We start from the raw sequence: 26,005 nt of genomic DNA on the forward strand, positions 1-26,005 counted from the left end.
CGAATGCCTCGATTGATGCAGCGTCTTATCGCCCTGCCGGCGATTGGCCTTGCCGCCTGTGCTACAGTTTCCACACCCGCTGCCACCGAACAGGAATTGCTGGAAGCTGACCGGGCGTTCGCTGCCCGCGCGCTGGAAATCGGCGCCGGACCGGCCTTTGTCGAGTTCGCCGCCGATGACGTCACCATCTTCCCCGCCGGGGCGGCGCCCGCCGCAGGCAAGGCGGCTGTTGAAGAGTGGACGTCTGCATGGCCCGCCGACATGATCATCGAATGGGCGCCAGAGGCGGCCCAAGCCGGTGCGGGCGGGGATTTCGGCTACACCTGGGGCTACGCCACCTACACCCAGCGCGGGCAGGAGGGCGCCTCCTACGGCAAATACATCACCATCTGGCAGCGCCAGGAGGATGGCAGCTGGAAGTGGATTGCCGATATGGGGGCAGGCGCCCCGGCGCCGGAAGACCGCTAGCCGCCCACGAGCCGTCTTCCCGCGGGCTGCAGGATTTACCCTACGTCGCACTAGCCCGGACACGTAGCCGTGCTAGAAGCCTAATTGTATGAATAGACCTCCCGAAGCCTGAGATATTTGCAATGACCGTAATGAGTGACACCACCGCCCTGGACGGCCTGGAACCGACCGAGAAAATCAATGTCCGCAAGGTGTTCGGCCTCGACACGGACATGGTGGTACATGGCTTCAAGACCCGCACCGAATATGTGCCGGAGATTGACGACGCCTACCGGTTCGACCCGCAGACGACGCTGGCGATCCTTGCCGGCTTCGAACACAACCGCCGGGTCATGGTGCAGGGCTATCACGGCACCGGGAAATCGACCCACATCGAACAGGTGGCCGCGCGCCTCAACTGGCCGATGATCCGGGTCAACCTCGACAGCCATGTCAGCCGGATCGACATGGTCGGCAAGGACGCCATCGTCTTGAAGGAAGGCCAGCAGATCACCGAATTCCGCGAAGGCATCCTGCCATGGGCGCTGCAGCGCCCGGTGGCGATCACCTTCGACGAATATGATGCCGGCCGTCCGGATGTGATGTTCGTGATCCAGCGTGTTCTGGAAAGCTCAGGCAAGCTGACCCTGTTGGACCAGAACCGTGTCATCGCGCCGAACCCTTATTTCCGTCTGTTCTCGACCACCAACACGGTCGGCCTCGGCGACACGACGGGCCTCTATCACGGCACGCAACAGCTGAACCAGGGCCAGATGGACCGCTGGAACATCGTCACAACGCTGAACTATCTGGAACACGACGCCGAAGTGGAGATCGTGAAATCCAAGGCGACTGGCGTGGACGACGACACGCTCGCCAAGATGGTGACGCTCGCAGACCTGACCCGGAACGCCTTCATGGCCGGCGACCTCTCCACCGTGATGAGCCCGCGGACCGTGATCACCTGGGCGGAAAACTTCGCCATCTTCGGCAATCTCGGCCATGCCTTCCGCATGACCTTCCTCAACAAGTGTGACGAGCTGGAACGCCCGTTGGTCGCCGAGATGTACCAGCGCTGCTTCGCCGAGGAACTGCCTGAAAGCGCCCTGATGGTGCGGGTGGCCTGAGATGAGCGGCACAGTCATCGAGCTGACGAGCGGTGACGGCTTCCGGTTCAATGCGCTGCATGTTCCGGCCAGGGGCGCACGCAAGGGCGGCCTGGTACTGGTGCAGGAAATCTTCGGCGTGAACTCCTACATGATCGAGGCGTGCGAGCGCTTTGCTGCCGAAGGCTATGAAGTGCTTGCCCCGTCCATGTTCGACCGCCAGAAGAAAGGCTTCGCCACTGAAAGCCATTCCGCGGAAGCGATCGCGGAAGGCGGCGGTTATGCCCGCGCGAACGGCCTCGACAACGCCATGGCGGACATTGCGGCCTGCATCGCCGAACTGGAGGCCCCGGTCTTCATCACCGGTTTCTGCTATGGCGGGTCGATGGCCTATCTCGCCGCCTGTCAGCTGGACGGCCTGTCCGCCGCGAGCGGCTATTACGGCAGCCTCGTGCCCGGCGCGAAGGACCAGGCGCCGAGATGCCCGACCATCGTTCATTTCGGCCAGCACGATGCGCACATTCCGATGGAAGGCGTGCGCGCGTTCGAGCAGGCGAGGCGCGATGTGCCGGTCTATGTCTATGACGCCGGCCACGGCTTCGCCCGGCGGCGCTCTGACGACCATGACGCCCACGCCGACGAGCTCGCTTTCCGCCGCACCCTCGACCTTTTCAACCAGGCCGCCGCCGATGCGGGCTTCTAGATTGCGCCCCGGCGCACCAGATAAGACTTAGATGGCCAAGGACACGACCCCTCAGGAACTCTTCAAGCAAGCGCTCGCCGTGACGACCAAGGCGATGAGCGCGGACCGGGACGTGGAAGTCGGCTTTGGCAATGATGCCGGTGCCGATGCCGAGCGTATCGTGCTGCGCCCGCCGCCGGTCACACTGCCGGCCGAGGTGGCGGCCCGTATCCGCGGCGAGGCCGATGCCGTTGCCCTGCGCAAGGCGCATCATGACGCCGCCGCCCACAGCAAGCACCGCCCGCAAGGCGAGTTGCCCCGGAAGGTGTACGACGCGGCCGAAACCGCACGGATCGAAAGCCTCGGCGCCAACGCCATGCGCGGCACGGCCAACAATCTGGACGCGGTGCTGACCTATCGCTGCCAGTCCGGCGAATTTGCCATGGGCACAGAAGAGCCCGAAGCCGTGCTGGCCCCGGCGATCGAATTCCTGCTGCGCGAGCGCCTGACCGGCCGACCGCTGCCGGAAGCGGCAAACCGTGTGGCCGATGTCTGGCGTGAACAGGTCGCCGAGAAGACCGGCGACGCGCTCGACAAGCTGATCTCCCAACTGCACGACCAGCCGGGCTTTGCCCGCACCGTGCGCGACATGATCCGGGACCTGACGGCCACCGATGTACCCAGCGAGGACGCTGAAACCAGCGAAGACCAGCAGGACAGCGAGATGGAGTCCGAGCAGCAGCCGGACCAGGGCGAGCAGGAAATGCAGTCCGAGGAGGAAATGGGTGCCTCCACCGAGCAGATGGAAGCCGGGGACACGGAAGAAATGGAAGGCGAGGAATCCAACGTCTCTGTCGATCAGGACATGGACATGGAGTCCGACGACACGCCGGACGACGACGAAGACGGCACCCAGCCGCTGCGCCCGAATTTCCGCGACGGCGACGACAAGGACCGCTTCACCTATTCGGTCTTCACCCGCGAGCATGACGAAGTCGCGCAAGCGCCGGACCTTTGCGATGCCGAAGAGCTGACCCGCCTGCGCGCCTATCTGGATCACCAGCTGCAGGGGCTGCAGGGCGCGGTCTCGAAACTCGCCAACAAGCTGCAGCGCCTGTTGATGGCGCAGCAGAACCGGTCGTGGAGCTTTGACCTGGAAGAGGGCGTGCTGGACACCGCGCGCCTGACGCGTGTCATCACCGATCCGACCGCACCGCTGTCTTTCAAGCAGGAAGACGATTCGGAATTCCGCGACACGATCGTGACGCTGCTGCTGGACAATTCCGGTTCCATGCGTGGCCGCCCGATCATGGTGGCGGCTCTGTGTGCGGACATTCTGGCCCGCACGCTGGAACGCTGCAATGTGAAGACCGAAGTGCTGGGTTTCACCACCAAGGCGTGGAAAGGCGGCCTCTCCCGTGAAGACTGGGTGAAGGCCGGCAAGCCGTCCTCCCCGGGGCGCCTCAATGATGTGCGCCACATCGTCTACAAGCAGGCAGACGCCCCGTGGCGCCGCGCCCGCAAGAATCTCGGCCTGATGATGCGAGAGGGCCTGCTGAAAGAGAATATCGACGGCGAGGCGCTGCTCTGGGCGCATGACCGTCTGCTGGCCCGGCCGGAACAGCGCAAGATCCTGATGGTGATCTCGGACGGTGCGCCGGTCGACGATTCCACGCTGAACGTGAATGTCGGCAACTATCTCGAGCGCCACCTCCGCCAGGTGATCGAGGAGATCGAAACGCGCAGCCCGGTGGAACTGATCGCCATCGGCATCGGTCACGACGTGACGCGCTATTACAAGCGCGCCGTCACCATCGTGGACGCCGAACAGCTCGGCGGCGCGATGACGGACCAGCTGGCGAGCCTGTTCGACGAGAACCAGCCGAATCCGAAGGCGATGGCCATTCCTCCGCTGACGGAACGCACCGTCCGTCCCGGCGCCGTCTCAGGCGCCTCCAGCGGCGCGCCCTCCTATGGCAAAGGCAAGAAAGTCGACATCGGCCGCGCCGTGAAGACGACCAGCTTTCAGGAAGTGAAGGGCGCTAAGAAGTAGCGGCGCTCTTTACGGGAAACCCGCCCGCCTTGCTGAGGGATGAGCTGACGGGGTGCTGCAGCACCGTCTCCAGCCATTTCGAGGTCCTGATCAGCTTGGCGAGGTCCAGCCCCGTTTCGAAGCCGCCGCGTTCCAGCATGTAGACGACATCTTCCGTCGCCACATTGCCCGTCGCCGCCGGCGCAAAGGGGCAGCCGCCGATGCCTCCGCAGCTCGCATCGATCACGTCGACGCCCGCATCCACCGCCGCCGCCACATTGGCGAGGCCCTGTCCGCGCGTGTCGTGGAAATGCATGCGCAGGTAAACGTCCGGCGCCTCGATCCGTACCCGGTCGATGGCGCGGCGCACGGCCCAGGGGTCTGCGACGCCAATCGTGTCGCCGAGGGCGAGCTCTGCCACCCCCGCGCGCTGCGACTGGGCGGCGAGATTGCCGACCACGCCCATGTCCACTTCGCCATCATAGGGGTCGCCGAACGCGACAGAGATCGTGGCGGAGAGGGGGATGCCTGCCTCATGTACCAGCGGCGCGCACTGGGCCAGCATGTCCGCGCTCTCCTGCGGGCTCATGCCCTGGTTCTTCCGGCCGAAGGTTTCGCTGGCGACCAGCACGAAATTGATCTCGTCGGCCTGCGCATCAATGGCGCGGCGTACGCCTTTTTCATTGAGAGCGAGCGCGATGTGGCGCGTCGGCTTCGACCGGTCGAGCCCGGCGAAGACGGCCGGGCTGTCCGCCATTTTCGGTACGGCCTTCGGCGAGACAAAGCTGCCGGATTCCATCCGCTTCACGCCAGCGTCTTCCAGCCGGGCAATGAATTCCAGCTTCTGCTCGACCGTCAGGTTTGCAGGATCGTTCTGCAACCCGTCACGCGGGCCGACTTCCACAATGTCGATGCGGCGGGTCATGATGCTCCTATCGTCCTTTGAACTGCGCAGCGCGGCGTTCCACAAAGCTCGCCACACCTTCCTTGAAGTCGAATGTGGTAAAGCTTTCCTCCATTGCAGCATCTGCTTCTGCAAGAGAGTCGCCGAAACTCTGGAAATAGGTCTTGCGCACCTGCTGTTTCATCACCGCGACAGAGCGGGGCGAGACCATGGTGGCGAGGTGGTGGGCGGTGTGCTGTACATTGCCCATCAGCTCGCCGACCGGCAGGGCTGCATTGACGAGGCCCAGCTCTGCGGCTTCGGCCCCGGTAAACTTGCGGGCGGTGAAGAGCAGGTCCAGCGACTTGGCTTCACCGATCAGGCGCGGCAACAGCCAGGCGATGCCATGTTCCGCGATCAGGCCGCGCTGGGCAAAGGCGGTCGTGAATTTTGCCTCGGCGGCGGCGTAACGCAGGTCCGCGAACAGGGCGAAGATCAGGCCGATCCCGGCGCAGGCGCCATTAATCGCCGCGATGATCGGCTTCGGGCAGGCATACATGTAGCCGAACCGGCCCGGATAGAGATCGCGCAGGTCAGACGGCGCTTCCTCGATTTCCGCCAACCGGTCGCGCGCGCCGCCCTGAATGCCCTGCAGAACATCCATGTCCGCCCCGGCGCAGAAGCCGCGCCCGGCGCCCGTCACCACGATCACACGCACGGCGTCGTCGCTGCTGGCGGTCACAATCGCGTGTTTCAGCTCATTGTGCATGACGTCGGTCCACGCGTTCAGCCGGTCCGGCCGGTTGAGGGTCAGCGTCAGCACCCCGTCCTTCAGGTCGCTCAGGATCTGCTCATAGTCCGCCATGGTCATGCCTCCGTCATGGGTTGGTCCGTTATGGACTCGTATGATCACAGCCTAGACTGTGGCTGGCGCGAAGGGGAGGGGTGACGTATGGAGCGGGCATGACACAATTTCCGCCCCCCCTTTCCGGAAGTGCGCAGGACGAGACGTCCGAATTGCGCCCGAAATTCAATGCCGACGGTCTGATTGCCGCCATTACGCAGGACGCAGAAACCGGCGACGTGCTGATGCTGGCCTGGATGAATGCCGACGCGCTCGCCGCCACGCTTGAGACGCGCCGGGCCACTTACTGGTCCCGTTCGCGCGGCGAATTGTGGGTAAAGGGCGAAACTTCCGGCCACACGCAGGAAGTGGTGGAAGTGCGGATCGACTGCGATCAGGACGCGGTCCTCTTGAAGGTGAAACAGACCGGCGGGGCCTGTCACACCGGCCGGGCGAGTTGTTTCTACCGGATAGTCCCTTTTGAAGGGACTGCGCTTTCGCACGATCCGGACATGGGGTAGGCTTTCCTTCAGTGGGTTTCACCGAACTGAAGGGGGTTCTGATGCGCCTGATCCATGCGCTGCTCGCAACAACTGCGTTTACGCTCGCACCGGCCTGTGCGCCGAATTCTGCACCGCCTGAGGTGCCTGCCGAACCGGAAACCGGGATAGTTGCCGAAGCCGAAGCGCCGGCTCCGCTGAACGTGAACGTGCTGGACTGCGGCACGATCAATGTGCTCGATCTCGATGCCTTTTCCAGCGCCGGGGATTATGCCGGCCAGTCGGACACGTTCACCGACACCTGTTACGTCATCAATCATCCGGATGGCCGCCTGCTGTGGGATCTCGGCCTGCCGGGCATGCTGGCGGGCGCCGGAGAGCAGAATGTCAGCGGCATTTTCAATGTCTCGCTGGACAAGACGATCACCGCCCAGCTCGCCGATCTTGGCCTGACACCGGACGACATCGACTATGTCTCTCTCTCGCATGACCATTTCGATCATATCGGCCAGGTGGACCAGGTGCAGGGCGCGACCTGGATCGTTCAGGAAGACGAATACAACGACATGTTCCCGCCGGAAGGCACCGAGCGTGCGGTCGATCCGCAGCTCGCTGCCATGTGGGCCGCCTTCGGTCCGATGGATGCGAAGACCATCTCCGGCGACTATGATGTCTTCGGCGATGGCACCGTGAAGATCCTCGAAATGCCGGGTCATACGCCGGGCCATTCTGTCCTGCTGCTGGATATGCCGGAAAGCGGCCCCGTCCTGCTGGCAGGGGACCTGTATCACCGCACGGAAAGCCGCGACCTGCGCCGGGTGCCGCGCTTCAACTGGAGCGAACCGGTCACGCTGGAATCGATGGACAAGTTCGAGGCCCTGGCCGAAGAGCTTGGCGCCAAGGTGATTCTGCAGCACGAGCCGGACGATGTCGAACCGCTTGGCGGCGTGATCCGGTAGGGAGGCATGAAACGCCTTCTAGCGTCCCTTTTTCTCGTCCTGTTTGTCGGTGCCTGTGAAACACAGACCTTTTCGGCATTGGATGAAAAGTCCCCTGAATGGCGGCTCGTCTTTCAGGACGAGTTCAGCGGCAGGGGCCGTCCGGATCCGGACAAATGGATTTCAAAGGAATACAATCGCCGGCCCAATGATGACGGCCCGGATGGCTGGTGGGATCCCACCAATGCCTATCTGAACGGGTCAGGCAAGCTGGTGCTCAAAACCAGCGTCATCAAGAACCGCAATCCGGACGAGGATTCGGATCCCTACGACTATGCCAGCGCCATGGTGTCGACGGAGGGAAAATTCGAGCAGGCCTTCGGCCGTTACGAAGTGCGGGCGAAATTGCCACACTCGCCGGGCTGGTGGTCCGCCTTCTGGCTGTTCTCACAGTCCGTACACCATGTGGACGGGTCTGGCCGCGACGGCACGGAAGTCGACATCATGGAAACCTTCGGCTGGAACGACAAGGTGCACCATGCGCTGCACTGGGACGGTTATGGGGAACAGCACCAGTGGAGCGCTTTCTCCGCGGTACGGCCGGGGATCCGGCGGGGCTGGCACACCTTCACGCTGGAATGGTTCCCCGACGAATACATCTTCTATGTCGACGGTCAGGAAACCTGGCGCTCATCCGCCGGCGGCGTCAGCCAGAACCCGCTTTGGGTGAAGCTTTCCGGAGAAATCTCCTCGCGGGAAGACATGGCCAACAAATGGTGGGCGAACACGCCTGATCCGGACAGGTTTCCGGACAAGTTCGTGATCGACTGGGTGCGCGTCTACGAACACGTGCCGTCTGCGGAATAGGCCGCCGGCAGACTGATTTGCCTGCCGGTAAAGGTGATGGGGGCTAATTGCCCCCTTCGACCAGGCGGCGCGCGATGACCATGGCCTGCACTTCGCCAGCACCCTCGAAGATGTTGAGGATACGGGCATCCTGCAGGATACGGCTGATCGTGTATTCCAGCGCGAAGCCGTTGCCGCCATGGATCTGCACGGCATTGTCAGCGGCGGCCCAGGCGACGCGTGCGCCGAGCAGCTTGGCCATGCCGGCTTCGAGGTCGCAGCGCTTGCCTTCGTCCTTCTTGCGGGCGGAGTAATAGGTTAGCTGGCGCACGCCGACGAGTTCTGCGGCCATCATCACCAGCTTGTTGGCAACGCGCGGGAATTCGAAGATCGGCTTGCCGAACTGGTTGCGGTCGAGGGCGTATTGCAGGCCGGTCTCGAATGCGTTCTGCGCGACGCCAATGGCACGGGCCGCCGTCTGGATGCGGGCACTTTCGAACGTTGCCATCAGGTGCTTGAAGCCCTGGCCTTCCACACCGCCGAGCAGGTTCTCCGACTTCACCTTGAAGTTGTCGAAGCCGATTTCGTATTCCTTCATGCCGCGATAGCCGAGCACTTCGATCTCGCCGCCAGTCATGCCTTCGGCCGGGAACGGGTTGGCATCGTCGCCGCGCGGTTTCTCGGCGAGGAACATGGACAGGCCGGAGAAATTGTTCGTGGCCGGATCGGTCCGGGCGAGCAGCGTCATCACGTCCGCGCGCACCGGGTGGGTGATCCAGGTCTTGTTGCCTGTGATCGAGTAGGTCTCACCATCGGCATCCTTCACCGCGCGGGTGCGCAGGGAGCCGAGGTCGGACCCGGTGTTCGGTTCGGTGAAGACAGCCGTCGGCAGGATCTCGCCGCTGGCGATCATAGGCAGCCACTTCTCCTTCTGTTCCGGCGTGCCGCCGATCAGGATCAGTTCCGCTGCAATCTCGGAACGGGTACCGAGCGAGCCGGTGCCGATATAGCCGCGGGAAAGTTCTTCGGAGACGACGCACATCGCCGTCTTGCCCATGCCGAGGCCGCCGAAATCTTCCGGAATGGTCAAGCCGAACACGCCGAGCTCTGCCATCTCGTTGACCACGTCCATCGGGATATAGTCATTGCGCAGGTGCCAGCCATGGGCGTGCGGCTTGATGCGTTCGGAGGCGTATTTCGCAAACTGCTCACGCACCATGCTCATGGTTTCGTCGAGGCCAGTCTCCTCGACCGTATTGCGTGTCAGGGCATCCGGCAGCAGGGCAGCGGCAGCGGCCATCGAGGCCGGCGCCTTGCCTTCGGTGATCAGCTTCTTGATTGATGCGTCCGCGAACAGCGCGCCCGAAGCTTCGAGGCTGCCAAGTTCGTGCGGGCGAATGGTCTCGCCCTGGTTCATCGGGATGCCGCCGACAATCTGGGCGCAATAGTCGCTGAACAGGATCTGGGACAGCAGGGCTTCGATCTCGCCGAACTTGCCTTCGGCTTCGAGGCGGGAGGCCCATTCGGACACCTGGCGCAGCGTCTCGACATAGGTGACGAGCCAGGACAGGCCGTGCGCGAGGTGCTGGTGGCGCTCGAACGCCTTGCGGTCCGGACGGCCGTCTTCGCCAGCCAGCTGGCCGCGGGCGCCGGAGGTTGCTGCCGCCGCATAGGTGTCGAGCGCGCCGAGGGCGTCGCGCATCGTGGCCGTCAGGCCTTCCATCACAATCGGTTGCTTGTCCTGAACCATTTCGCCGGTGCTCATATCCTTGCCCCTTTTCAGTTTTTTGCCCTTATAGGGGCCTCTCTTTGCCCTGTCAGTCCATATTTGTGCGGTGCAACATCGCAGGCATTCACTCCAACCTGCGGAAACGCTTTCCCTGCGACCGGACCATGGCCCGGCCCAATGGTTCCGGCAGGATGCGGGACAGGGTCGCTATCCCTTTGTTGACGAGGCCCGGCACGACGACCGGTTGTCCCCTGTTTACGGCCTCGATGCCCTGGCGGACCACTGGTTCTGCAGGCATCCACATCCATTTCGGCATCTTGTTGGTGTCTTCCCGCGTGCCGTTTACGTCATGGAACTCGCTCCAGGTGAAGCCGGGGCAGAGCGCGGTGCAGTGAATGTCTTCATGGCCGAGGCTTTCGCATTCGGCATTCAGGCTTTCGGAGAATTTGATCAGGCCGGCTTTGACGCTGGCATAGAGCGTGTGCCCGGCGCTTCCGGCGGCGTAGCCCGCGAGCGAGGCGACATTGATGATCCGGCCATAGCCGCGCTCCACCATGCCCGGCAGGACCCGGTGCGCCAGTTCCAGCGGCGCGACATAGAGCACCTGCAGGAAGTCGGCCTGATCCTTCCAGCTGGTGGAGAAGAAGGTACCCGGCAGGCCGTAACCGGCATTGTTCACCAGCGCATCGACATGGCGGCCCTTTTCGTCAAGCGCGGCGAGGATCTTTGCCGGCGCGGATTTCTTTGCCAGGTCCTCGGCGATCACGATCGCCGTCACCTTGTATTTTTCCTCGATTTCGGCCGCGAGCGTTTCAAGCCGGTCAGCGCGCCGCGCCGTCAGCGCAACGTCCCATCCGAGCGCGGCATACTGGCGGGCGAATTCTGCGCCGATTCCGGCGGAGGCTCCTGTGATCAGGCAAAGTCGGCGTTCCATAAATGCGCTCCTTTGCCTTTAGATGTAGCGCATTCCGCTCCGGGTAACAGGCCCCGCCAGACAAGACCTGTCAGATGCGCCGGACGAAGAATCCCGCCCGCGGGAAATGAACATGCACCGTTCCGGCTTCCTCAGACAGGCGTTGCAGGATCACGCGCTGGGAATCGGCATGCACGATTTCGCCTTCCACCCAGACCTGTCCGTAATCGTCCGGAGCCACCGCCACCATGTCGCCGGGGGCAATATCCTGCGGCTCATATTTGGTTGTCGCCATGACGAGGCGCGGCGCGGCATGCAGGCCGATGTCCAGTGCTTCTTTCGAGGAGATGGTCTCCGGTTCCTGGCCTTCATATTCCTGCAGGCGCTCGAACCACGCCTTGGTCAGGTCGGCGGTCTCGAAACACTTCTCCAGGAAGTCCGGCAGGTTCTGCTGCATGAACCAGACATTCATGTAGGCATGAACGTCGACCAGTCCCGGCTTCATGCCGACGAGATACATGCCGGACCCAGCGCCCTGCCCGCCCTGAAGGCGTTCTTCCAGCAGCATCAGCCGCGCGCGCCACTGGTCGCGCATCATCGGGGCGACGGCTTTCATGGCGTTCACGTCGAACGGACGGCCCGACAGCTTTTCCCGGTCCTTCTTGAACTCCTCGCCAACCTTGTCGCCCATTTCGCCGAAGATCACAGCGACGGAAGACTGGAACCAGCGCCCATCTGTCCAGCCGGCCACCATCTGGGCAAGGCCTTCATGCCCCGGCAGCTTCAGCGCCGGCATCGGATAGCGTGCTTCCAGCTCGCGCAGGATGATGGCGGTGTCGCAATAGATGTCGGCGCCGATCTGCATGACAGGGGTCCGACGATAGCCGCCGGTCAGCGGCATCAGGTCCGGCCGGGGCATGATCACGGGGATCTCCACGCGTGACCAGGCGAGGTTCTTCAGGCGCAGGGCGAGACGGATTTTCTCGGCATAGGGCGAAGTCGGGTATTCGTGCAGAATAATGCTGCGTGCGTCCGCCATGTCCGTTTCTCTCCGGTCTCTTGTTTTTTGAGTTGTGTAGTCATGCCGGGCTTTTCACGGGCAGGGAAGAGGCCAATTCCGACCAGTCAGCATTGTGCATCTGCGCAAGAATCGGGTGGCCTGCCTTGGAACGCTCAGGCAAATTGATGCCCATGCAGACCCAAGCGACCCCTCTCGACGAACGCGCCGCCGCCTATGACCGCATGGCTGAGGCGCTCTCCTATCTGGGTGACACATGGCGGGACTGGCCGGATCTGGCCTCGATCGCGGGGGCCATGGGCCTCAGCCCCAGCCACTTCCAGCGGGAGTTTACCCGTTGGGCTGGCGTCTCCCCGCGCCAGTTCCAGTCGGCCATCGCCCATGCCGAGGCTGGCGAATTGCTGCGCCAGGGCGCGAGCGTTCTGGACGCGACGTTCGAGACGGGCCTCTCCGGCCCCGGACGCCTGCATGACTTGTTCATTGCGCATGAGGGCCTGACCCCCGGCGAAGCCAAGGCTGGCGGGCGGGGCGCTGACCTCGTGCTCGGCCGGGCGCCGACCCCGTTCGGGGAAGGGGCCTGGCTGATCTCGCCCCGGGGGCTCGTCGCGCTCGGTTTCATCGACGACAACGCCCCTGAAAAGGCCGGTTTCGTCCATCCGGGCTATGGCGAGGACGCCGCCTTTGCCGATCTGGCCGGGCGGTATCCGAACGCGGACATCCGCCGGGATGATGCGGCGGCGCGGAAAATGGCCGCGCAGGTCTTCGAAAAGGGTGAGCCGCTTCCGGTCGCGCTTTATGGCACGCCCTTCCGGCGGCAGGTCTGGCGCGCCCTGCTGGAAATCCCTGCCGGCACCACCTGTACCTATGGCGACCTGGCACGGGCGAGCGGGCATCCGAAAGCGGCGCGGGCAGTGGGGGCTGCAGTCGGCGCAAACCCGGTCAGCTGGTTCATTCCCTGTCATCGCGCCCTTGCGGCGGATGGGCGTCTTCATAATTATCATTGGGGTGTGGCCCGCAAACGCGCCATGCTCACTTATGAACGCGCCCATGCCGCCTGATGGCTGACCGGGGCGCACAGCCCGGACGGCCTGCTCATGCTGCTCTATTTCTTCGTCGTTGCCGGATTGCTGATCTGGGGCGCCAGCCTTGCCTGGCGCTGGAGAGAGGTGAAGGCCTTTGCGCCGGACGTGCTCGCCGCGAAGAAGCGCGACAAGGAACTGCCTGAAAGCGTCACCGATGAGGCGTTCACCGACCTCTATCTGCGCAGCGAGGGGCCGAGGGGGCAGACCTATTTCTTCGTCTGCGCCGCCATCATGTTCCTGCTGCTCGGGCCCTTCGTGGCAGGCTTCAATGCCGTGTGGCAGATGTTCTGGGAGATGAGCGGAAAATCACCGGTCTTCGAGACCGGCACGCTGATCCACACATTCATGGTGTTCCTGACATTCATGTTCGCCACGATCGGTCTTCTGGCGATTGCCATGCGCCGCTATTACGCGCTGATGCCGCCCAATCTGAAACAAGTCATTCGCGATCTGAACGGAGGTGCCTTATGAGCATCGAATTCCTGCATACAATGGTGCGTGTCACCGATATCGACGCCTCGCTCAAATTCTATTGCCAGGGTCTCGGCCTGACCGAAGTCGGCCGCTATGACAGCGAGGCCGGGCGCTTCACGCTGGTCTTCCTCGCGTCTCCGGCGGATATCGAACGGTGCGGCGGCATCCCGGAAGGCAAGAGCCCGACGGACATGCAGATCCCGATGATCGAGCTGACGCACAACTGGGATCCGGAAGATTATGGCGGCGGGCGGAATTTCGGCCATCTCGCCTATTCGGTCTCGGACATCTACGACGCGGTCGAAAAGCTGCAGGGCCTTGGCGTCACCATCAACCGTCCGCCGCGTGACGGGCGCATGGCCTTCGTCCGCTCGCCGGACGGGATCTCGGTCGAGCTCCTCCAGCAGGGCAAGCCGCTGGCACCGAAGGAGCCCTGGGCCAGCGCGGAGAATATCGGCAGCTGGTAAGCCTGCCTCGCGGAAAACACCGCCGTATAGACGGTCCATACATGGTCTATACACGGTGTTCTTCATGGTGTTTTGAGGCCCCGGAAATGAAAACGCCCCGCCTGGCTGATACCGGGCGGGGCGTTTGTTTTGGGGGAGGGCGCCTTACTCTTTCGGCGCCTGCTTACGCTGGTCGATGATCGGATAGCGCGGCTTCGGTGTGCCGTTCCGGACGGCTTCGAAGTGCGCCTTGGTCATCGCGAACACGACCGGGCTCAGGAAGACCAGGCCGACAAGGTTCGGCGCGGCCATCATGCCGGTCAGCGTATCGGCAACCAGCCAGAACAGGTTCACGATATTGGCGACCGAGCCTTCGAACATCAGGGCAGCGGCACCAAGGAAGGTGACCACGATCCAGCTGATGCGGAACGGCAGGATCGACTTCTCGCCGAACAGGTATTCGCAGCAGCGTTCGCCATAATAGCTCCAGCCGAGAATGGTCGTGAAGCCAAACACGGTGAGGCCGATGGCGACGATATGCTCGCCGATGCCGGTCAGGCCCGCATCAAACGCAGCAACGGTCAGCGGTGCGCCTGTGTCACAGCCAGCAGGCTGTCCGTTCGCCAGAATGTCGGCGGCATTGGCAGCGGTCGGAATGCATTCCGGGCCAAGCACGCCAGAGGTCAGGATCACGAGTGCGGTGATGGAGCAGACGATCAGCGTGTCGATGATCGTGCCCAGCATGGCGACGAGGCCCTGGTCGACCGGGTCCTGGATCTTGGCGGCAGCGTGGGCGATCGGGGCGGAGCCCTGACCGGCCTCGTTCGAGAATATGCCGCGCGCGACACCTTTCTGCATGGCCAACATCAGAAGGCCGATGGAGATGCCGGTGCCCGCGCTGTCAAAGCCGAACGCGCCCGAGAAGATCATGCCGAAGGCCGCCGGGACGGCGTCGAGGTGTAGCGAGATCACCAGCAGGCCGCCGGCAAGATAGGAGATCGCCATGACCGGCACGAGCCGGCTCGCCACGCTCGCAATCCGCTTGATCCCACCCAGGATCACCGCCGCTGCAGCGACGGACAGCACGATGGCCGAAATCAGCGGTGAGATGCCATAAGTTGCGTTCAGGGCATCGGCGATCGAGTTGGACTGGATCGAGGCGCCTGTGCCCCAGCTGGCCAGGATGCCCAGCGTCGCGAACAGGCCGCCGAGCCAGATCCATTTCTTCCCCATGCCGTTCTTGATGTAGTACATCGGCCCGCCGACATGGCGGCCATCATGGTCAATCTCGCGGAAGCGGACGGCCAGGACGCCTTCGGAATATTTCGTGGCCGTGCCGACGATGGCCGTGATCCACATCCAGAACACCGCGCCCGGTCCGCCAATAGCGATCGCTGCCGCGACGCCGGCAATGTTGCCCGTACCGATCGTGGAGGACAGGGCGGTCATCAGGGCGGCGAACGGGGTGACGTCACCTTCTTCATTCCGGTCCGGTTTCTTGAACAGCTGGCCGAAGGCGAAGGGGATCTTCAGAACCGACAAGAGCCGGAGGCCGATCGTAAGGTAGAGCCCGGTCCCCAGCAGGAGCACCAGCATGGGTGGCCCCCAGACAAATTCGTTTAGCGCCCGAATAATGTTTTCCATAAGCCTCCCCGGCTCCTTTACTCTGCTTGGGGCCGACACTAACCCCGTTTGCCCATGTGTGAAGCGAGCATTGCAGGTATGTAACGCTGCAAGGGCTCCGCAATCGGCTGTGGAAGGACGGCCTGTTTTCAGGCATAAGCCCGCGAATGACCGACCCCCGCGAACCCAAGCAGGCCAAAGGCGTCTTCATCAAGACCTATGGCTGCCAGATGAATGTATATGACTCCGAGCGCATGCGAGACGTGCTGCGGCCGCTCGGTTATGCGCCGGTAGATAGTGCCGATGAGGCCGACCTCGTAGTGCTCAATACCTGCCATATCCGTGAAAAGGCGACCGAAAAGGTCTATTCGGAACTGGGCCAGCTGAAGCTGACCAAGCAGGCCCGCGGCGGCAATCTCACTATCGCCGTGGCTGGCTGTGTCGCCCAGGCCGAAGGTGCCGAGATCATGCGCCGCCAGCCTGCCGTGGACCTGGTGCTTGGCCCGCAGGCCTATCACAAGCTGCCGGAGATGATCGCCCGGGCCAGCCGCGCTGTGGGGGACCGGTTGGAAACCGAATTCGAGACACTCGAGAAGTTCGACGCCCTGCCGAAGACGCGCGAGGCGGACGGGCCGACGGCTTTCCTGTCCGTTCAGGAAGGTTGCGACAAGTTCTGCACCTTTTGCGTGGTGCCTTATACACGCGGCGCTGAACTCTCGCGTCCTGTCGACGATATTACGATGGAGGCCCGCAGCCTTGCGGCGCAGGGCGTGCGTGAGATCACGCTACTGGGCCAGAATGTGAACGCCTTCCATGGCGCCGCGCCGGCCCTGACCAATGAAGCCGACTGGACGCTTGGACAGCTCGTCCGTCACATCGCGAAAGTCGGCGGAATCGAGCGGATCCGCTACACAACCAGCCATCCCCGCGACATGGACGACGATCTGATCGCTGCCCATGGCGAAGTGCCGGAAATGATGCCTTTCCTGCACCTGCCGGTGCAGTCGGGCTCAGATAATATCCTGAAGGCGATGAATCGCGGCCACACGGCGGAAGAGTATCGCGAGATCATCCGCAAGGTACGAGAAGCCCGGTCCGATATCGCAATCGCCTCTGATTTCATTGTCGGTTTTCCAGGTGAGAGCGATGCCGATTTCGAGGCGACGATGCAGCTCGTCCGCGATATCGACTACGCAATCGCCTATTCCTTTAAATATTCAGCCCGCCCGGGTACGCCGGCAGCGGACATGTTCGGCCAGGTGCCGGAAGAGGTGAAGGACGCGCGCCTGCAGCAGCTGCAACAGCTTCTGCGCGAGCAGCAGATCGGGTTCAACCGCTCCAAGATCGGCCAGACCGTACCGGTCCTGATCACAGGCAAGGGCCGCAATCCGGGTCAGGCGCATGGCCGCTCACCGTGGCTTCAGGCCGTTCACTTCGAACTGCCGCTGGATCACGCCATGACGATACCGGACCTGGTCGGAACCATCGTGGACGTCCGCGTGATCGATGCGAGCCTCAACTCGCTGACCGGCGAACTAGTCAAAGTTCGCGAGGCCGCCCTGTGAGCGGAAAGCGCCGTCCGAACGTGTCACCGGAAGCGCCGGTGAGCCGGTTCTACGAAGTCAGCAATGCCGAGCGCCTGCGTGACCTGTGCGGGCCGCATCACCGGTATCTGCACCGGCTGGAAGCTAAGCTGAAGGATTATGGCCTGCGCGCCGAAAGCCAGGGCGGCGGCATCCTGCTGGCCGGCACGGCGGAGGGCGTCTCCATTGCGGAGGCCGCGCTGGCGGAGCTGGAGCGCCGCATGCGGTCCGGCGCGGACATCACCGACATGGACCTTGATGCGGCCATTGAAGCCGCCTCCACCCCGGCGCAGAGTTTCGGCGGTGGCCTGAAGGGTCTGAAAAAGCCGATCACGCCGCAGACCAAGGGTCAGGCACGCTACATCAATCTGCTGGCCAATCCGGACAACGGGCTCGTCTTCGGCATCGGCCCGGCCGGCACGGGCAAGACCTTCCTGGCTGTCGCGGCCGGTGTGGCCGAATTGATCTCCGGCGCGCGCCAACGCCTGATCGTAACGCGACCTGCTGTCGAAGCGGGCGAAAAGCTCGGCTTCCTGCCCGGCACGCTGGAAGAAAAGGTCGACCCCTACATGCTGCCCATCTGGGACAGTCTGCGCGAACTGATGGGCCAGGAACAGATGGAACGCCGTATGGCGCGCGGCGAGATCGAGGTCGCTCCGATCGCCTTCATGCGCGGGCGGACGCTGAAGAATGCCTTTGTCATCGTCGACGAGGCGCAGAACACGACCGTCCCGCAAATGAAGATGGTGCTGACCCGGCTTGGCCGCGACAGCCGCATGGTGGTCACCGGCGATCCGGGCCAGGTGGACCTGCCGGGCATCCAGACCTCGGGCCTGCGGCACGCCCTGCAGATCCTGTCGGATGTCGAGGGGATCAGTGTACACACGCTGACCGCTGCAGACGTCGTGCGCCATGGGCTCGTCAGCCGGATCATCGATGCCTATGCCGCCGCCGGCGAGGGCAACTGAGCTGTCCGATGATCACCACCGACCTGATCGTTGAAGAGTCCGGCTGGGAGGCCGTGCCGGATCTTGCCGCCCTGTGCGACCAGGCCTTTGCGGCTGCGGCGGCCGTTGAGCCCGCTGAAGGCACTGTGTCCCTTCTGCTGGCGGATGACGAGACGCTGCACCAGCTGAACCGGGATTTCAGGGGCAAGGACAAGCCGACGGATGTCCTGTCTTTTCCGGCCCATGAGATGGATCGGCCGCAGCTGGGCGACATCGCCGTGGCGCTCGGCGTTTCCGCGCGAGATGCAGAGGCGCAGGGCATAAGCCTGGCCGATCACCTGACGCACCTGCTGGTGCACGGTTACCTTCACCTTCTCGGGCATGATCATGAGGTGGAGGCAGAGGCTGAGATCATGGAGGGATTGGAAATAAAGGCGCTTGCATCGCTCGGCATTCCAAACCCATATGGAACGGACTGATTTACAGAGACGATGAGCGATCCAGACCCTTTAGAACCCGCGCCTCAAAGGCGCCGGCGTAGTTTTTTCGGAATAGGCCGCCGGCAGGAAAGTGCGCCTGAAGCACCGGCTGAACCAAATGGCAGTCCGGAGGCGTCCGCCCCGGTGACCCCGCAGGCGATGCGCCTGCGCATCCAGGAATTCCAGGAACTGCGCGTCGAGGACGTGATGGTCGCCCGGGCTGAGGTGAAGGCCGTCGAGGTGAACACCGAATTCCCCGACCTTCTCAAAGTCTTTGCCGAATGCACCCATTCGCGCCTGCCGGTCTTCCGGGAAACGCTGGATGACCCGATCGGTTTTGTTCACATCAAGGATGTCGTCAGCGAACTGGCCAAGGGCGGCGAACCGCCCAAGCGCCCGCTGGAACGGCTGCACCGGGAAGTGCTTTATGTGCCGCCTTCCATGAAACTGTCCGATTTGCTGGTGAAGATGCAGTCGACCCGCATCCATCTGGCATTGGTTGTGGATGAATATGGCGGAACGGACGGACTTGTGAGTCTGGAAGACCTGGTTGAGGAAATCGTCGGTGACATCGAAGACGAACACGATGATGAAGAGCCCATGTTCGTCCGGCGCAGCGCTCGGGTTTGGGAAGTCGATGCGCGCACCGAAATACAGGATTTCGCCGAGGAGACGGGGATTGACCTCGAACTCAGTGATGAGGATTCGGAATTCGACACGCTGGGCGGGATTGCCTACGCGCTCGCTGGCCGTGTGCCGGTGCGCGGGGAAATCCTCAAGCATCCGTCCGGCGTCGAGATCGAAGTCCTCGATGCCGATGCCCGCCGCATCCGGCGCCTGCGTCTCCGGACGCCCGAACCTGTGCCCGCGCCCAAGCCGCAGGAGTAGGCAAAAATGAATACCGCTGTCCGCAGCCACGGGTTCACTGCGCTTGGACCCCTTCACGAAGCCTTTGCCCGGCTGACCGGTTGGGCTGCCGCCGGCGCCGCCGTCCTGCTGGGCGCGTTCTCGGCCGTTGCGTTTGCCCCGTTCCATTTCAGCGCCGTGCTGGCGCTGTCTTTCACCGGCCTGATCTGGATGATCGACGGTGCCCGCAGTCATCGCCGATGGGGCAGGGCGGTGTTCATGCGCACCTGGGCTTTCGGCGTCGGTTTTACCCTGATTTCCATGCACTGGACGGCCGAGCCTTTCCTGGTCGAGCCGGAACGGTTTGCCGTCTTTCTCTGGATGCCGCTGATCCTGCTGCCGGCCGGCATGGCGCTGATCTGGGGCGCATTTGGGGCAATGGCGGGCGCTTTCTGGTCTGCGTCGCCGTCGCGAGTGTTCGTTTTTGCCTTCTTCTTTGCCATTGCCGAATTCGTGCGCGGGCATTTGTTTGGCGGCTTCCCGTGGAACCTGCCGGGCACGACCTGGGTGCCAGGCGGGGCGATCTCGCAGGCGGCGTCGCTTGGAGGGGTATATTGGCTGACCCTTCTGACCGTCTTCGTCATGGCGGCGCCGGCCGCAATGGTGGATACGCGCGATGCGCGCGGTCTGGTGCTGCGGATCGCGCCGTCCTTCGGGGCGGTCATCCTGCTGGCCGTCGGCTGGGCCTGGGGCGCTCAGCGCATCGCCGCGCCGTCTCCGCTGACGGAGCAATATGTCGTCCTGATGGATTCCGGCGTGCCGCAGGACGAAAAATGGGAAACCGGTCCCGATCCGGTGATGATCGAATACCTGCGCATGATGACCAATGGCGAAAGCCAGCCAGGTGACATCATGATCTGGCCGGAAGGCGCGGTGCCGACCAGCCTGCTGAACGATATCAACGCGCTGGATGCGATCGGCGCCTATCTCGGCCCGCGCACGCTGATCGCCGGGACGACACGCTACCAGCTCGAAGGACAGAACGAGCGCGTCTATTTCAATTCCATGGTCGTGCTGGACGAGAATGTCAGCCGGTCGGGCGCCGTGGCGCTGTATGACAAGTTCCGGCTCGTCCCGTTCGGCGAACTGGCCGCCGCAGAAATCATCCCCTTCGGGCAGGCCATGTCGGACTTCCTGCCGGGCGCGATGCAGCAACTGGCCCGCAACGGGTTCCATCCCGGCACGGGCCCTGCGGTGATCTTTGCCGACAATGTGCCGCCTTTCGTGGCGCTCATCTGCTATGAGGGCCTGTACCCGGAGATTACGCGCGCGGCGAACCTTGCCACACGGGCGGACTGGATTGTCCTCGTCTCCAATGATGCCTGGTTTGGTGGCGGTATGGGCCCGTCCCAGCACTATGCGCAGAACCGGTATCGCGCGATCGAGAGCGGCTTGCCCATGGCGCGTGTCGCAAGCCGTGGCGCCTCGGCAATTATCGACGGCTATGGCCGCGAAGTGCTGCGCGCTTCACCGGTCCAGGATGCCCCCTCCGGCTGGAACACGACCTTCGGGCGCGGCAAGTTGCCGGCCCCGGCGAAAGTGACCCTGTTCCAGAGCCGGGCGGGTGTTGTGCTGTTCTGGCTCACACTTGCTGCCTTTGTGGGTCTGGCATTTGCAACATGGCGCCGCTAGGAGTGCGCGCCGGACTACATTTTCGTCGCGGGTAGGGGTTAAATGTCTGACAGCAAGCTTCCGAGTGGAATAGACCGCGTCGTCGGCCAGCGCATTCGCTGGCGCCGCCGGGAGCTGAAGCTGTCCCAGGAACAACTCGCCGAATTGCTGAGCCTGACCTTCCAGCAGGTGCAGAAATACGAGAAGGGCGTGAACCGCGTCTCGGCCGGGCGCCTGTTCGAGATCGCCTCGGTCATGGGCGTGAACGTCAATTATTTCTATGACGGCGCCGAAAGCCAGCTGGAAGATGACCGGCAACATCGCTTCGCCGAAGGCGGCAACGCAAGCGACGGCCCGCGCGCGCCTGTGCTGGATGCGGAGACGCTGGACCTGATCGCGGCCTTCCAGAAGATCGAGGACGATTCCCTGCGCAGGTCGCTGCTGAACACCGTACGGGCCGCTGCATCTGCTTTCGAGTCGAAGCAGGGCGAGGATTGATTGCAGCGCAGGGCTCGGGCATCAGGCGCGCCATGAACGAGACATCAGGTAATAGGGGCGGCAAACAGGGCGGCCAGCAACCCGGGCGCCCCATCCGCACTTTCGGCCGCATTGGCGGCCGGGCATTGTCCGCGCGCCAGCAGGTTTTGGTCGACGATCTGTTGCCGAAACTGCAGGTTCCGGACGGGCTGAGCGATCCGCTGGAGATGTTCCCGGGTCTGACGGAAACCTGGCTGGAGATCGGTTTCGGCGGCGGGGAGCACCTCGCCGAACAGGCGCGCCGGAACCCGGAGGTCGGCTTCATCGGCTGCGAACCCTTTGTTGAAGGCATGGCCAAGGCCCTAACGCAGGTCGATGCGGATGGCCTGGATAATGTCCGCCTCCGGATGGACGATGCGCGGCCGCTGATCGACGGGCTTGCGCCGGGCAGCCTCGCGCGGGTGTTCATCATGTTCCCGGACCCCTGGCCCAAGAAGCGCCAGCAGAAGCGCCGCCTGATCCAGCCTGACTTTCTGGAAAGCCTGCACCGCGCCTGTCGGAAAGGTGCGCGCATACGCTTTGCGACCGATGTGACGAGCTATGCCGACGAGGCGCTCTGGCGCTTCCTGCAGCATGGCGGCTATCGCTGGCTGGCCGAAAGCGCCGACGACTGGCGCACTGCCCCCAGCGACCATGTGACGACCCGTTATGAAACAAAGAAGCTCGGCGATTGTGACCCGGTCTGGTACAATTTCGAAACCGTCTGACCCCTGCGGATATTCTTGACGGAAGCCTGTAAAGCGTGTACAAAATGTCGCATCGAATTCGGTCGGTCTGAAATATCAAGACCCCGTCAGACCGACGGCCATGACTTTCTTCCTACCCGTTTCGATAGGCAGACCTTCCCATTCCGGGATCGGCTGCTTGAATTGACACAAAGGACTAGAAGTAATGGCAACTGGCAAAGTGAAATGGTTCAACGACCAGAAGGGCTTTGGCTTCATCAAACCTGATGAAGGCGGCACGGACGTGTTCGTTCACATCTCCGCAGTTGAACGCTCGGGCCTCCGCACTCTTGCGGAAGACCAGGCGGTTTCCTACGAGCTCTACAAGGACGAGCGCCGCGGCAAGACCTCGGCGGTGGACCTGAAAGTTCTCTAAGGTTTCCTGCAATCAGGAACAGGAACGGCAGCTCTGCGGAGCTGCCGTTTTTTGTTGGGCCAATTTTGTTTCGAGCGGGCCTGCTGAGTGTGCCTCTCGACAGCGGGCAGCTACAGCATTATATAACCTCCCAAGTCGAAACATATCGGCGGCGGTTCCGGGAACGGGGCCGCCGCTTTTCTTTACCCGAAGGTCTGTCCCGGACGCATGATCGCCCTGACTGAACAGGAACGCCGCATTCTCAGCCTCGCCGCACCCGTGGCGGAGTCGCTGGGCATGGAGATCGTGCGCCTGCGCATCCAGGGCGGGCGCCGGCCGCACCTTCAGATCATGGCCGAGAAAGAAGGCGGCGCGCCGACCGATGTCGAGGATTGCGCGCGCCTGTCCCGTGCCATTGGCCCGGTGCTGGAAGCCGCTGACCCGATCAAGGAAGCCTACACGCTGGAAGTTTCGACCCCCGGCATCGACCGGCCGCTGACCCGGGAAGGGGATTTCGGCCGCTGGGTAGGTCACCTTGCCAAGGTGGAACTGGCCCGGCCGATCGATGGCCGCCGCCGCTTCACCGGCGTGATCACTGGCGAAGACGAGGATGGGGCCCACATAGAGCTGGACGATGACGTCGAGCTGGTGGCCCACGTCCATGAAATGAGCCGGGCAAGCCTCGTCCTGACGGATGAGCTGATCGAGGCCGCCCGGCAGGCAGGCAATCTGCCGCCGCAACCTGATGAAGACGACCTCGGCGATCTTGAGATCGACGAGACCGAAGACGAAACAGATACCAACGAAGAGACGGGAGACGTCCAATGAGCGCTATCGGCGTTTCAGCCAACAGGCTCGAAATTCTGCAGATCGCCAAGGCGGTGGCCGAAGAGAAGTCGATCGACCAGTCGATCGTCATCGAGGCCATGCAGGAAGCCATCGAGAAGGCTGCCAAGGCGAAATACGGCCAGGAGCATGACATCCGCGCCACCATTGACCCGGTGACCGGTGAGCAGACGCTGCTGCGTGTCCTGACGGTGGTTCCGGACGAGGAATTCGAAGACGAAGCCAAGCAGCTGCGTCTTGCCGAAGCCAAGAAAATCGATGCGTCGCTCGAGATCGGCAGCGAGCTGACCGAAGAGCTGCCGCCGTTCGATTTCGGCCGTGTCGCTGCACAGACCGCCAAGCAGGTCATCATGCAGAAGGTGCGCGATGCCGAGCGTGAGCGTCAGTACAATGAGTACAAGGACCGCGTCGGCGAAGTCATCTCCGGCGTCGTCAAGCGTGTTGAGTACGGCCATGTGATCGTGGACCTCGGCCGCGCTGAAGGCATCATCCGCCGCAATGACGGTATCCCGCGCGAGAACTTCCAGCCGAACGACCGTGTGCGTGCATACCTCTACAAGGTCTCCCGCGAAACCAAGGGGCCGCAGATCTTCCTGTCGCGTGCTGCGCCTGACTTCATGGTCAAGCTCTTCGCCCAGGAAGTGCCGGAAGTTTACGAGGGCGTGATCGAAATCAAGGCCTGTGCCCGCGATCCGGGTTCGCGCGCCAAGATTGGTGTCATTTCCAATGACAGCTCCATCGATCCCGTCGGCGCCTGTGTCGGTATGCGCGGTGCGCGCGTGCAGGCGGTTGTCGGCGAACTGTCGGGCGAGAAGATCGACATCATTCCGTGGAGCTATGACGACGCGACCTTTATCGTGAACGCGCTGCAGCCGGCCGAAGTGTCGAAAGTGGTGCTGGACGAGGAAGAGCGCCGCGTGGAAGTCGTCGTCGCCGACGACCAGTTCCCGCTGGCCATCGGCCGCCGCGGCCAGAACGTGCGTCTCGCTTCCCAGCTGACCGGCTGGCAGATCGACCTGATCACGGAGAGCGCCGATTCCGAGCGTTATCAGCGCGAATTCCAGGAGCGTACCGAACTCTTCATGAAGGCGCTCGACGCTGACGAAACGCTGGCCCAGCTGCTGGCTTCGGAAGGCTTCGAGACGGTCGAAGAGATCGCTTATGTGGCTCCGGAAGACTTCATCTCGATCGAAGGCTTCGACGAAGATGTGGCTGCCGAGCTGCAGGAACGTGCCCGCGAATACCTCGAACGCCTGGCCGCTGAAAATGATGCCAAGCGCAAGGAACTGGGTGTCGAGGATGCCGTCATGGAACTGGAAGGCATGAATCCGTCCTTCGCGGTTCGCCTCGGTGAGGAAGGCGTGCAGACGCTGGACGATGTGGCCGGTCTTGTGCCGGACGACATCACCGGCTGGCGCGAGCCGGGCCCGGACGGCAAGCCGGTCTGGGTCGAGGGCATCCTGAAGAAAGGCGAAATGCGCAAGGATGACGCCCAGATGTTCATCATGAAGGCCCGCGTCGCCGCTGGCTGGATTGAGGCAGACGCCATCGACCAGATGATTGCCGCCCAGAAAGAGGCCGAAGCCCCGCAGGAGCTGACCGAGGAAGAGCGCGCGCTGCTCGCCCTCAACACACTCGATAGCGGTGAGACCGAGGAAATCGATCTCGGTGACCTCGGCGATCTTGGCGATATCGACCTTGAAGCACTTGCAGCGGAGGGCGGCGATGACGAAGCCGCACCCGAAGAGTGATGTCGCAGTAGCCGGCACTGAAGGAAATGCTGCGGACGGAGGCGATGCTTCCGTCCGGCAGTGTGCCGTCACGCGTGAGCGTCTCGGCAAGGAAGCGCTTGTGCGCTTCGTGCTTTCGCCCGATGGCGTGGTGACGCCGGACGTGGCGGAGAAGCTTCCCGGACGCGGGGTCTGGATCAAGGCAGACCGTGCTGTTCTGGCGGAAGCCGTGAAGAAGAATGCGTTTGCCCGCGCATTCAAGACATCCGTCCAGGTGCCCGATGGCCTTCCGGATACGGTGGAAGGCCTGCTGGTACAGCGCTTTGTCGGCCTTCTCGGCATGGCAAAGAAGGGCGGGGACGTGGTGCTTGGTTTCGATCAGGTCCACGCGGCCCTGCAAAAACGGCCGCCGGGACTGATGCTGGAGGCATCCGACGGTGCAGAAGATGGCCGTTCGAAGCTGTATTTCCTCGCAAAAGGCCTATATAGCGAGGTGCAGGTTGCGGGTGCCCTGACATCGACTGAATTGGGCATGGCATTCGGACGTGAGCGTGTGATACACGGTCTCGTCCGCAAGGGGCCTTTCGCCAAAGCTCTGAAGGCCGCGTATGCGCGCCTTACCGGGTTTCGGGAGAGGCCGGAGCTGGACTGGTTTGCGGATCAGGATCGGTAGCGGACAAACCGCCTTCGCGCCATGTGGGTGCGTTGGCCAGAATTGTGATA

At 63.1% G+C, this 26,005-nt stretch carries 27 protein-coding genes; 21 read left to right on the plus strand and 6 right to left on the minus strand.

What is annotated here, in order from left to right:
• Positions 1-3: 3 nt before the first annotated feature.
• From HY17_RS00375 to cobT, 4 genes are all read left to right on the plus strand, one after another.
• On the plus strand, positions 4-468 hold the full coding sequence (locus HY17_RS00375) for a DUF4440 domain-containing protein (protein WP_112074320.1): 465 nt from the start codon (positions 4-6) through the stop codon (positions 466-468).
• A gap of 122 nt (positions 469-590) precedes the next feature.
• A complete protein-coding gene (gene cobS, locus HY17_RS00380) occupies positions 591-1,574 on the plus strand; it encodes a cobaltochelatase subunit CobS (protein ID WP_112074319.1) in 984 nt (327 codons plus the stop codon).
• A gap of 1 nt (position 1,575) precedes the next feature.
• Positions 1,576-2,256, plus strand: coding sequence for a dienelactone hydrolase family protein (locus HY17_RS00385; RefSeq protein WP_034760980.1), 681 nt, complete (start codon positions 1,576-1,578; stop codon positions 2,254-2,256).
• 31 nt (positions 2,257-2,287) lie between these two features.
• Positions 2,288-4,288 carry a cobaltochelatase subunit CobT gene (gene cobT / locus HY17_RS00390; protein WP_034760982.1) on the plus strand — a complete coding sequence of 667 codons (2,001 nt, stop codon included), beginning with the start codon at positions 2,288-2,290 and terminating at the stop codon, positions 4,286-4,288.
• Here cobT and HY17_RS00395 read toward each other — a convergent pair.
• Both HY17_RS00395 and HY17_RS00400 read right to left on the minus strand, forming a co-directional pair.
• Positions 4,278-5,192 carry a hydroxymethylglutaryl-CoA lyase gene (locus tag HY17_RS00395; RefSeq protein ID WP_034760984.1) on the minus strand — a complete coding sequence of 305 codons (915 nt, stop codon included), beginning with the start codon at positions 5,190-5,192 and terminating at the stop codon, positions 4,278-4,280. The genes cobT and HY17_RS00395 overlap by 11 nt on opposite strands.
• Before the next feature lie 7 nt (positions 5,193-5,199).
• Entirely contained in the window at positions 5,200-6,015 is an 816-nt protein-coding gene (locus tag HY17_RS00400) for an enoyl-CoA hydratase (RefSeq protein ID WP_034760986.1), read from the minus strand.
• Between the two features lie 98 nt (positions 6,016-6,113).
• On the opposite strand from HY17_RS00400, the gene hisI reads away from it, so the two are divergent.
• From hisI to HY17_RS19045, 3 genes are read left to right on the plus strand one after another with little or no spacing between them, the layout of a single operon-like run.
• On the plus strand, positions 6,114-6,515 hold the full coding sequence (gene hisI, locus HY17_RS00405) for a phosphoribosyl-AMP cyclohydrolase (RefSeq protein ID WP_034760987.1): 402 nt from the start codon (positions 6,114-6,116) through the stop codon (positions 6,513-6,515).
• A 41-nt stretch (positions 6,516-6,556) separates the two neighbouring features.
• Positions 6,557-7,453, plus strand: coding sequence for an N-acyl homoserine lactonase family protein (locus tag HY17_RS00410; RefSeq protein ID WP_051599463.1), 897 nt, complete (start codon positions 6,557-6,559; stop codon positions 7,451-7,453).
• Between the two features lie 6 nt (positions 7,454-7,459).
• A complete protein-coding gene (locus HY17_RS19045) occupies positions 7,460-8,299 on the plus strand; it encodes a family 16 glycosylhydrolase (RefSeq protein ID WP_051599465.1) in 840 nt (279 codons plus the stop codon).
• A 43-nt stretch (positions 8,300-8,342) separates the two neighbouring features.
• On the opposite strand, the gene HY17_RS00420 is transcribed toward HY17_RS19045, so the two are convergent.
• The 3 genes from HY17_RS00420 to HY17_RS00430 all read right to left on the minus strand — a co-directional run bounded on the left by HY17_RS00420 (position 8,343) and on the right by HY17_RS00430 (position 11,959).
• Positions 8,343-10,043 (minus strand): acyl-CoA dehydrogenase family protein, encoded by a 1,701-nt coding sequence (locus tag HY17_RS00420; protein ID WP_034760989.1) that lies wholly within the window; start codon positions 10,041-10,043, stop codon positions 8,343-8,345.
• 88 nt (positions 10,044-10,131) lie between these two features.
• On the minus strand, positions 10,132-10,941 hold the full coding sequence (locus tag HY17_RS00425) for an SDR family oxidoreductase (protein WP_034760991.1): 810 nt from the start codon (positions 10,939-10,941) through the stop codon (positions 10,132-10,134).
• 70 nt (positions 10,942-11,011) lie between these two features.
• Complete coding sequence (locus tag HY17_RS00430) at positions 11,012-11,959, minus strand: glutathione S-transferase N-terminal domain-containing protein (RefSeq protein WP_034760993.1); 948 nt, start codon at positions 11,957-11,959, stop codon at positions 11,012-11,014.
• Between the two features lie 152 nt (positions 11,960-12,111).
• Here HY17_RS00430 and HY17_RS00435 point away from each other — a divergent pair, with 152 nt between their 5' ends.
• Genes HY17_RS00435 through HY17_RS00445 form a run of 3 tightly spaced genes read left to right on the plus strand, consistent with a single transcriptional unit; the run spans position 12,112 to position 13,961 of the window.
• The gene (locus HY17_RS00435) at positions 12,112-12,996 is read left to right on the plus strand and encodes a bifunctional helix-turn-helix domain-containing protein/methylated-DNA--[protein]-cysteine S-methyltransferase (RefSeq protein ID WP_034760995.1); all 885 of its coding nucleotides are present in this window, start codon (positions 12,112-12,114) and stop codon (positions 12,994-12,996) included.
• A gap of 36 nt (positions 12,997-13,032) precedes the next feature.
• Positions 13,033-13,491 carry a hypothetical protein gene (locus HY17_RS00440; RefSeq protein WP_034760998.1) on the plus strand — a complete coding sequence of 153 codons (459 nt, stop codon included), beginning with the start codon at positions 13,033-13,035 and terminating at the stop codon, positions 13,489-13,491.
• The gene (locus HY17_RS00445) at positions 13,488-13,961 is read left to right on the plus strand and encodes a VOC family protein (RefSeq protein ID WP_034761000.1); all 474 of its coding nucleotides are present in this window, start codon (positions 13,488-13,490) and stop codon (positions 13,959-13,961) included. The genes HY17_RS00440 and HY17_RS00445 overlap by 4 nt, the downstream gene beginning before the upstream one ends.
• A 144-nt stretch (positions 13,962-14,105) precedes the next feature.
• Here HY17_RS00445 and HY17_RS00450 read toward each other — a convergent pair whose 3' ends face one another.
• Positions 14,106-15,584, minus strand: a complete 1,479-nt coding sequence (locus tag HY17_RS00450; RefSeq protein ID WP_051599467.1) for a sodium:alanine symporter family protein — start codon at positions 15,582-15,584, stop codon at positions 14,106-14,108.
• A 146-nt stretch (positions 15,585-15,730) separates the two neighbouring features.
• Between HY17_RS00450 and miaB the strand changes: the two genes are divergently transcribed.
• The 11 genes from miaB (at position 15,731) to HY17_RS00505 (ending at position 25,955) form a co-directional block, all read left to right on the plus strand.
• Positions 15,731-17,128, plus strand: coding sequence for a tRNA (N6-isopentenyl adenosine(37)-C2)-methylthiotransferase MiaB (miaB, locus tag HY17_RS00455; protein ID WP_034761003.1), 1,398 nt, complete (start codon positions 15,731-15,733; stop codon positions 17,126-17,128).
• Positions 17,125-18,114: a PhoH family protein gene (locus HY17_RS00460; RefSeq protein ID WP_233348558.1), complete on the plus strand. Its 990-nt coding sequence runs from the start codon at positions 17,125-17,127 to the stop codon at positions 18,112-18,114. Before miaB ends, HY17_RS00460 begins: the two co-directional genes overlap by 4 nt.
• A gap of 8 nt (positions 18,115-18,122) precedes the next feature.
• Positions 18,123-18,572, plus strand: a complete 450-nt coding sequence (gene ybeY / locus HY17_RS00465) for an rRNA maturation RNase YbeY (protein WP_034761004.1) — start codon at positions 18,123-18,125, stop codon at positions 18,570-18,572.
• A gap of 144 nt (positions 18,573-18,716) precedes the next feature.
• The gene (locus HY17_RS00470; protein ID WP_233348560.1) at positions 18,717-19,460 is read left to right on the plus strand and encodes a transporter associated domain-containing protein; all 744 of its coding nucleotides are present in this window, start codon (positions 18,717-18,719) and stop codon (positions 19,458-19,460) included.
• A 6-nt stretch (positions 19,461-19,466) separates the two neighbouring features.
• Entirely contained in the window at positions 19,467-21,110 is a 1,644-nt protein-coding gene (lnt, locus tag HY17_RS00475) for an apolipoprotein N-acyltransferase (RefSeq protein ID WP_034761009.1), read from the plus strand.
• A gap of 42 nt (positions 21,111-21,152) precedes the next feature.
• Positions 21,153-21,587, plus strand: coding sequence for a helix-turn-helix domain-containing protein (locus HY17_RS00480; protein ID WP_034761012.1), 435 nt, complete (start codon positions 21,153-21,155; stop codon positions 21,585-21,587).
• A 32-nt stretch (positions 21,588-21,619) separates the two neighbouring features.
• On the plus strand, positions 21,620-22,333 hold the full coding sequence (gene trmB, locus HY17_RS00485) for a tRNA (guanosine(46)-N7)-methyltransferase TrmB (RefSeq protein ID WP_051599596.1): 714 nt from the start codon (positions 21,620-21,622) through the stop codon (positions 22,331-22,333).
• Between the two features lie 184 nt (positions 22,334-22,517).
• Positions 22,518-22,727 (plus strand): cold-shock protein, encoded by a 210-nt coding sequence (locus tag HY17_RS00490; RefSeq protein ID WP_034761014.1) that lies wholly within the window; start codon positions 22,518-22,520, stop codon positions 22,725-22,727.
• 207 nt (positions 22,728-22,934) lie between these two features.
• A complete protein-coding gene (gene rimP / locus HY17_RS00495; RefSeq protein ID WP_034761017.1) occupies positions 22,935-23,534 on the plus strand; it encodes a ribosome maturation factor RimP in 600 nt (199 codons plus the stop codon).
• On the plus strand, positions 23,531-25,303 hold the full coding sequence (gene nusA, locus HY17_RS00500) for a transcription termination factor NusA (RefSeq protein WP_034761019.1): 1,773 nt from the start codon (positions 23,531-23,533) through the stop codon (positions 25,301-25,303). The genes rimP and nusA overlap by 4 nt, the downstream gene beginning before the upstream one ends.
• Entirely contained in the window at positions 25,278-25,955 is a 678-nt protein-coding gene (locus tag HY17_RS00505) for an RNA-binding protein (protein ID WP_034761021.1), read from the plus strand. Before nusA ends, HY17_RS00505 begins: the two co-directional genes overlap by 26 nt.
• The last annotated feature ends 50 nt before the right edge of the window (positions 25,956-26,005 follow it).

Origin of the sequence: Hyphomonas sp. CY54-11-8 (assembly GCF_000682735.1) — a bacterium.
In the GTDB taxonomy this organism is placed as follows: Bacteria; Pseudomonadota; Alphaproteobacteria; order Caulobacterales; family Hyphomonadaceae; genus Hyphomonas.

Coding starts and splice junctions, on each gene's coding strand:
- nusA (WP_034761019.1), top strand. CDS start 23,531: ATGAGCGCTATCGGCGTTTCAGCCAACAGGCTCGAAATTCTGCAGATC.
- cobT (WP_034760982.1), top strand. CDS start 2,288: ATGGCCAAGGACACGACCCCTCAGGAACTCTTCAAGCAAGCGCTCGCC.
- HY17_RS00435 (WP_034760995.1), top strand. CDS start 12,112: ATGCAGACCCAAGCGACCCCTCTCGACGAACGCGCCGCCGCCTATGAC.
- rimP (WP_034761017.1), top strand. CDS start 22,935: ATGATCGCCCTGACTGAACAGGAACGCCGCATTCTCAGCCTCGCCGCA.
- miaB (WP_034761003.1), top strand. CDS start 15,731: ATGACCGACCCCCGCGAACCCAAGCAGGCCAAAGGCGTCTTCATCAAG.
- HY17_RS00445 (WP_034761000.1), top strand. CDS start 13,488: ATGAGCATCGAATTCCTGCATACAATGGTGCGTGTCACCGATATCGAC.
- HY17_RS00425 (WP_034760991.1), bottom strand. CDS start 10,941: ATGGAACGCCGACTTTGCCTGATCACAGGAGCCTCCGCCGGAATCGGC.
- HY17_RS00480 (WP_034761012.1), top strand. CDS start 21,153: ATGTCTGACAGCAAGCTTCCGAGTGGAATAGACCGCGTCGTCGGCCAG.
- HY17_RS00450 (WP_051599467.1), bottom strand. CDS start 15,584: ATGGAAAACATTATTCGGGCGCTAAACGAATTTGTCTGGGGGCCACCC.
- HY17_RS00430 (WP_034760993.1), bottom strand. CDS start 11,959: ATGGCGGACGCACGCAGCATTATTCTGCACGAATACCCGACTTCGCCC.
- trmB (WP_051599596.1), top strand. CDS start 21,620: ATGAACGAGACATCAGGTAATAGGGGCGGCAAACAGGGCGGCCAGCAA.
- HY17_RS00420 (WP_034760989.1), bottom strand. CDS start 10,043: ATGAGCACCGGCGAAATGGTTCAGGACAAGCAACCGATTGTGATGGAA.
- HY17_RS00410 (WP_051599463.1), top strand. CDS start 6,557: ATGCGCCTGATCCATGCGCTGCTCGCAACAACTGCGTTTACGCTCGCA.
- HY17_RS00375 (WP_112074320.1), top strand. CDS start 4: ATGCCTCGATTGATGCAGCGTCTTATCGCCCTGCCGGCGATTGGCCTT.
- HY17_RS00395 (WP_034760984.1), bottom strand. CDS start 5,192: ATGACCCGCCGCATCGACATTGTGGAAGTCGGCCCGCGTGACGGGTTG.
- cobS (WP_112074319.1), top strand. CDS start 591: ATGACCGTAATGAGTGACACCACCGCCCTGGACGGCCTGGAACCGACC.
- HY17_RS00490 (WP_034761014.1), top strand. CDS start 22,518: ATGGCAACTGGCAAAGTGAAATGGTTCAACGACCAGAAGGGCTTTGGC.
- lnt (WP_034761009.1), top strand. CDS start 19,467: ATGAATACCGCTGTCCGCAGCCACGGGTTCACTGCGCTTGGACCCCTT.
- hisI (WP_034760987.1), top strand. CDS start 6,114: ATGACACAATTTCCGCCCCCCCTTTCCGGAAGTGCGCAGGACGAGACG.
- HY17_RS00505 (WP_034761021.1), top strand. CDS start 25,278: ATGACGAAGCCGCACCCGAAGAGTGATGTCGCAGTAGCCGGCACTGAA.
- ybeY (WP_034761004.1), top strand. CDS start 18,123: ATGATCACCACCGACCTGATCGTTGAAGAGTCCGGCTGGGAGGCCGTG.
- HY17_RS00400 (WP_034760986.1), bottom strand. CDS start 6,015: ATGGCGGACTATGAGCAGATCCTGAGCGACCTGAAGGACGGGGTGCTG.
- HY17_RS00440 (WP_034760998.1), top strand. CDS start 13,033: ATGCTGCTCTATTTCTTCGTCGTTGCCGGATTGCTGATCTGGGGCGCC.
- HY17_RS19045 (WP_051599465.1), top strand. CDS start 7,460: ATGAAACGCCTTCTAGCGTCCCTTTTTCTCGTCCTGTTTGTCGGTGCC.
- HY17_RS00385 (WP_034760980.1), top strand. CDS start 1,576: ATGAGCGGCACAGTCATCGAGCTGACGAGCGGTGACGGCTTCCGGTTC.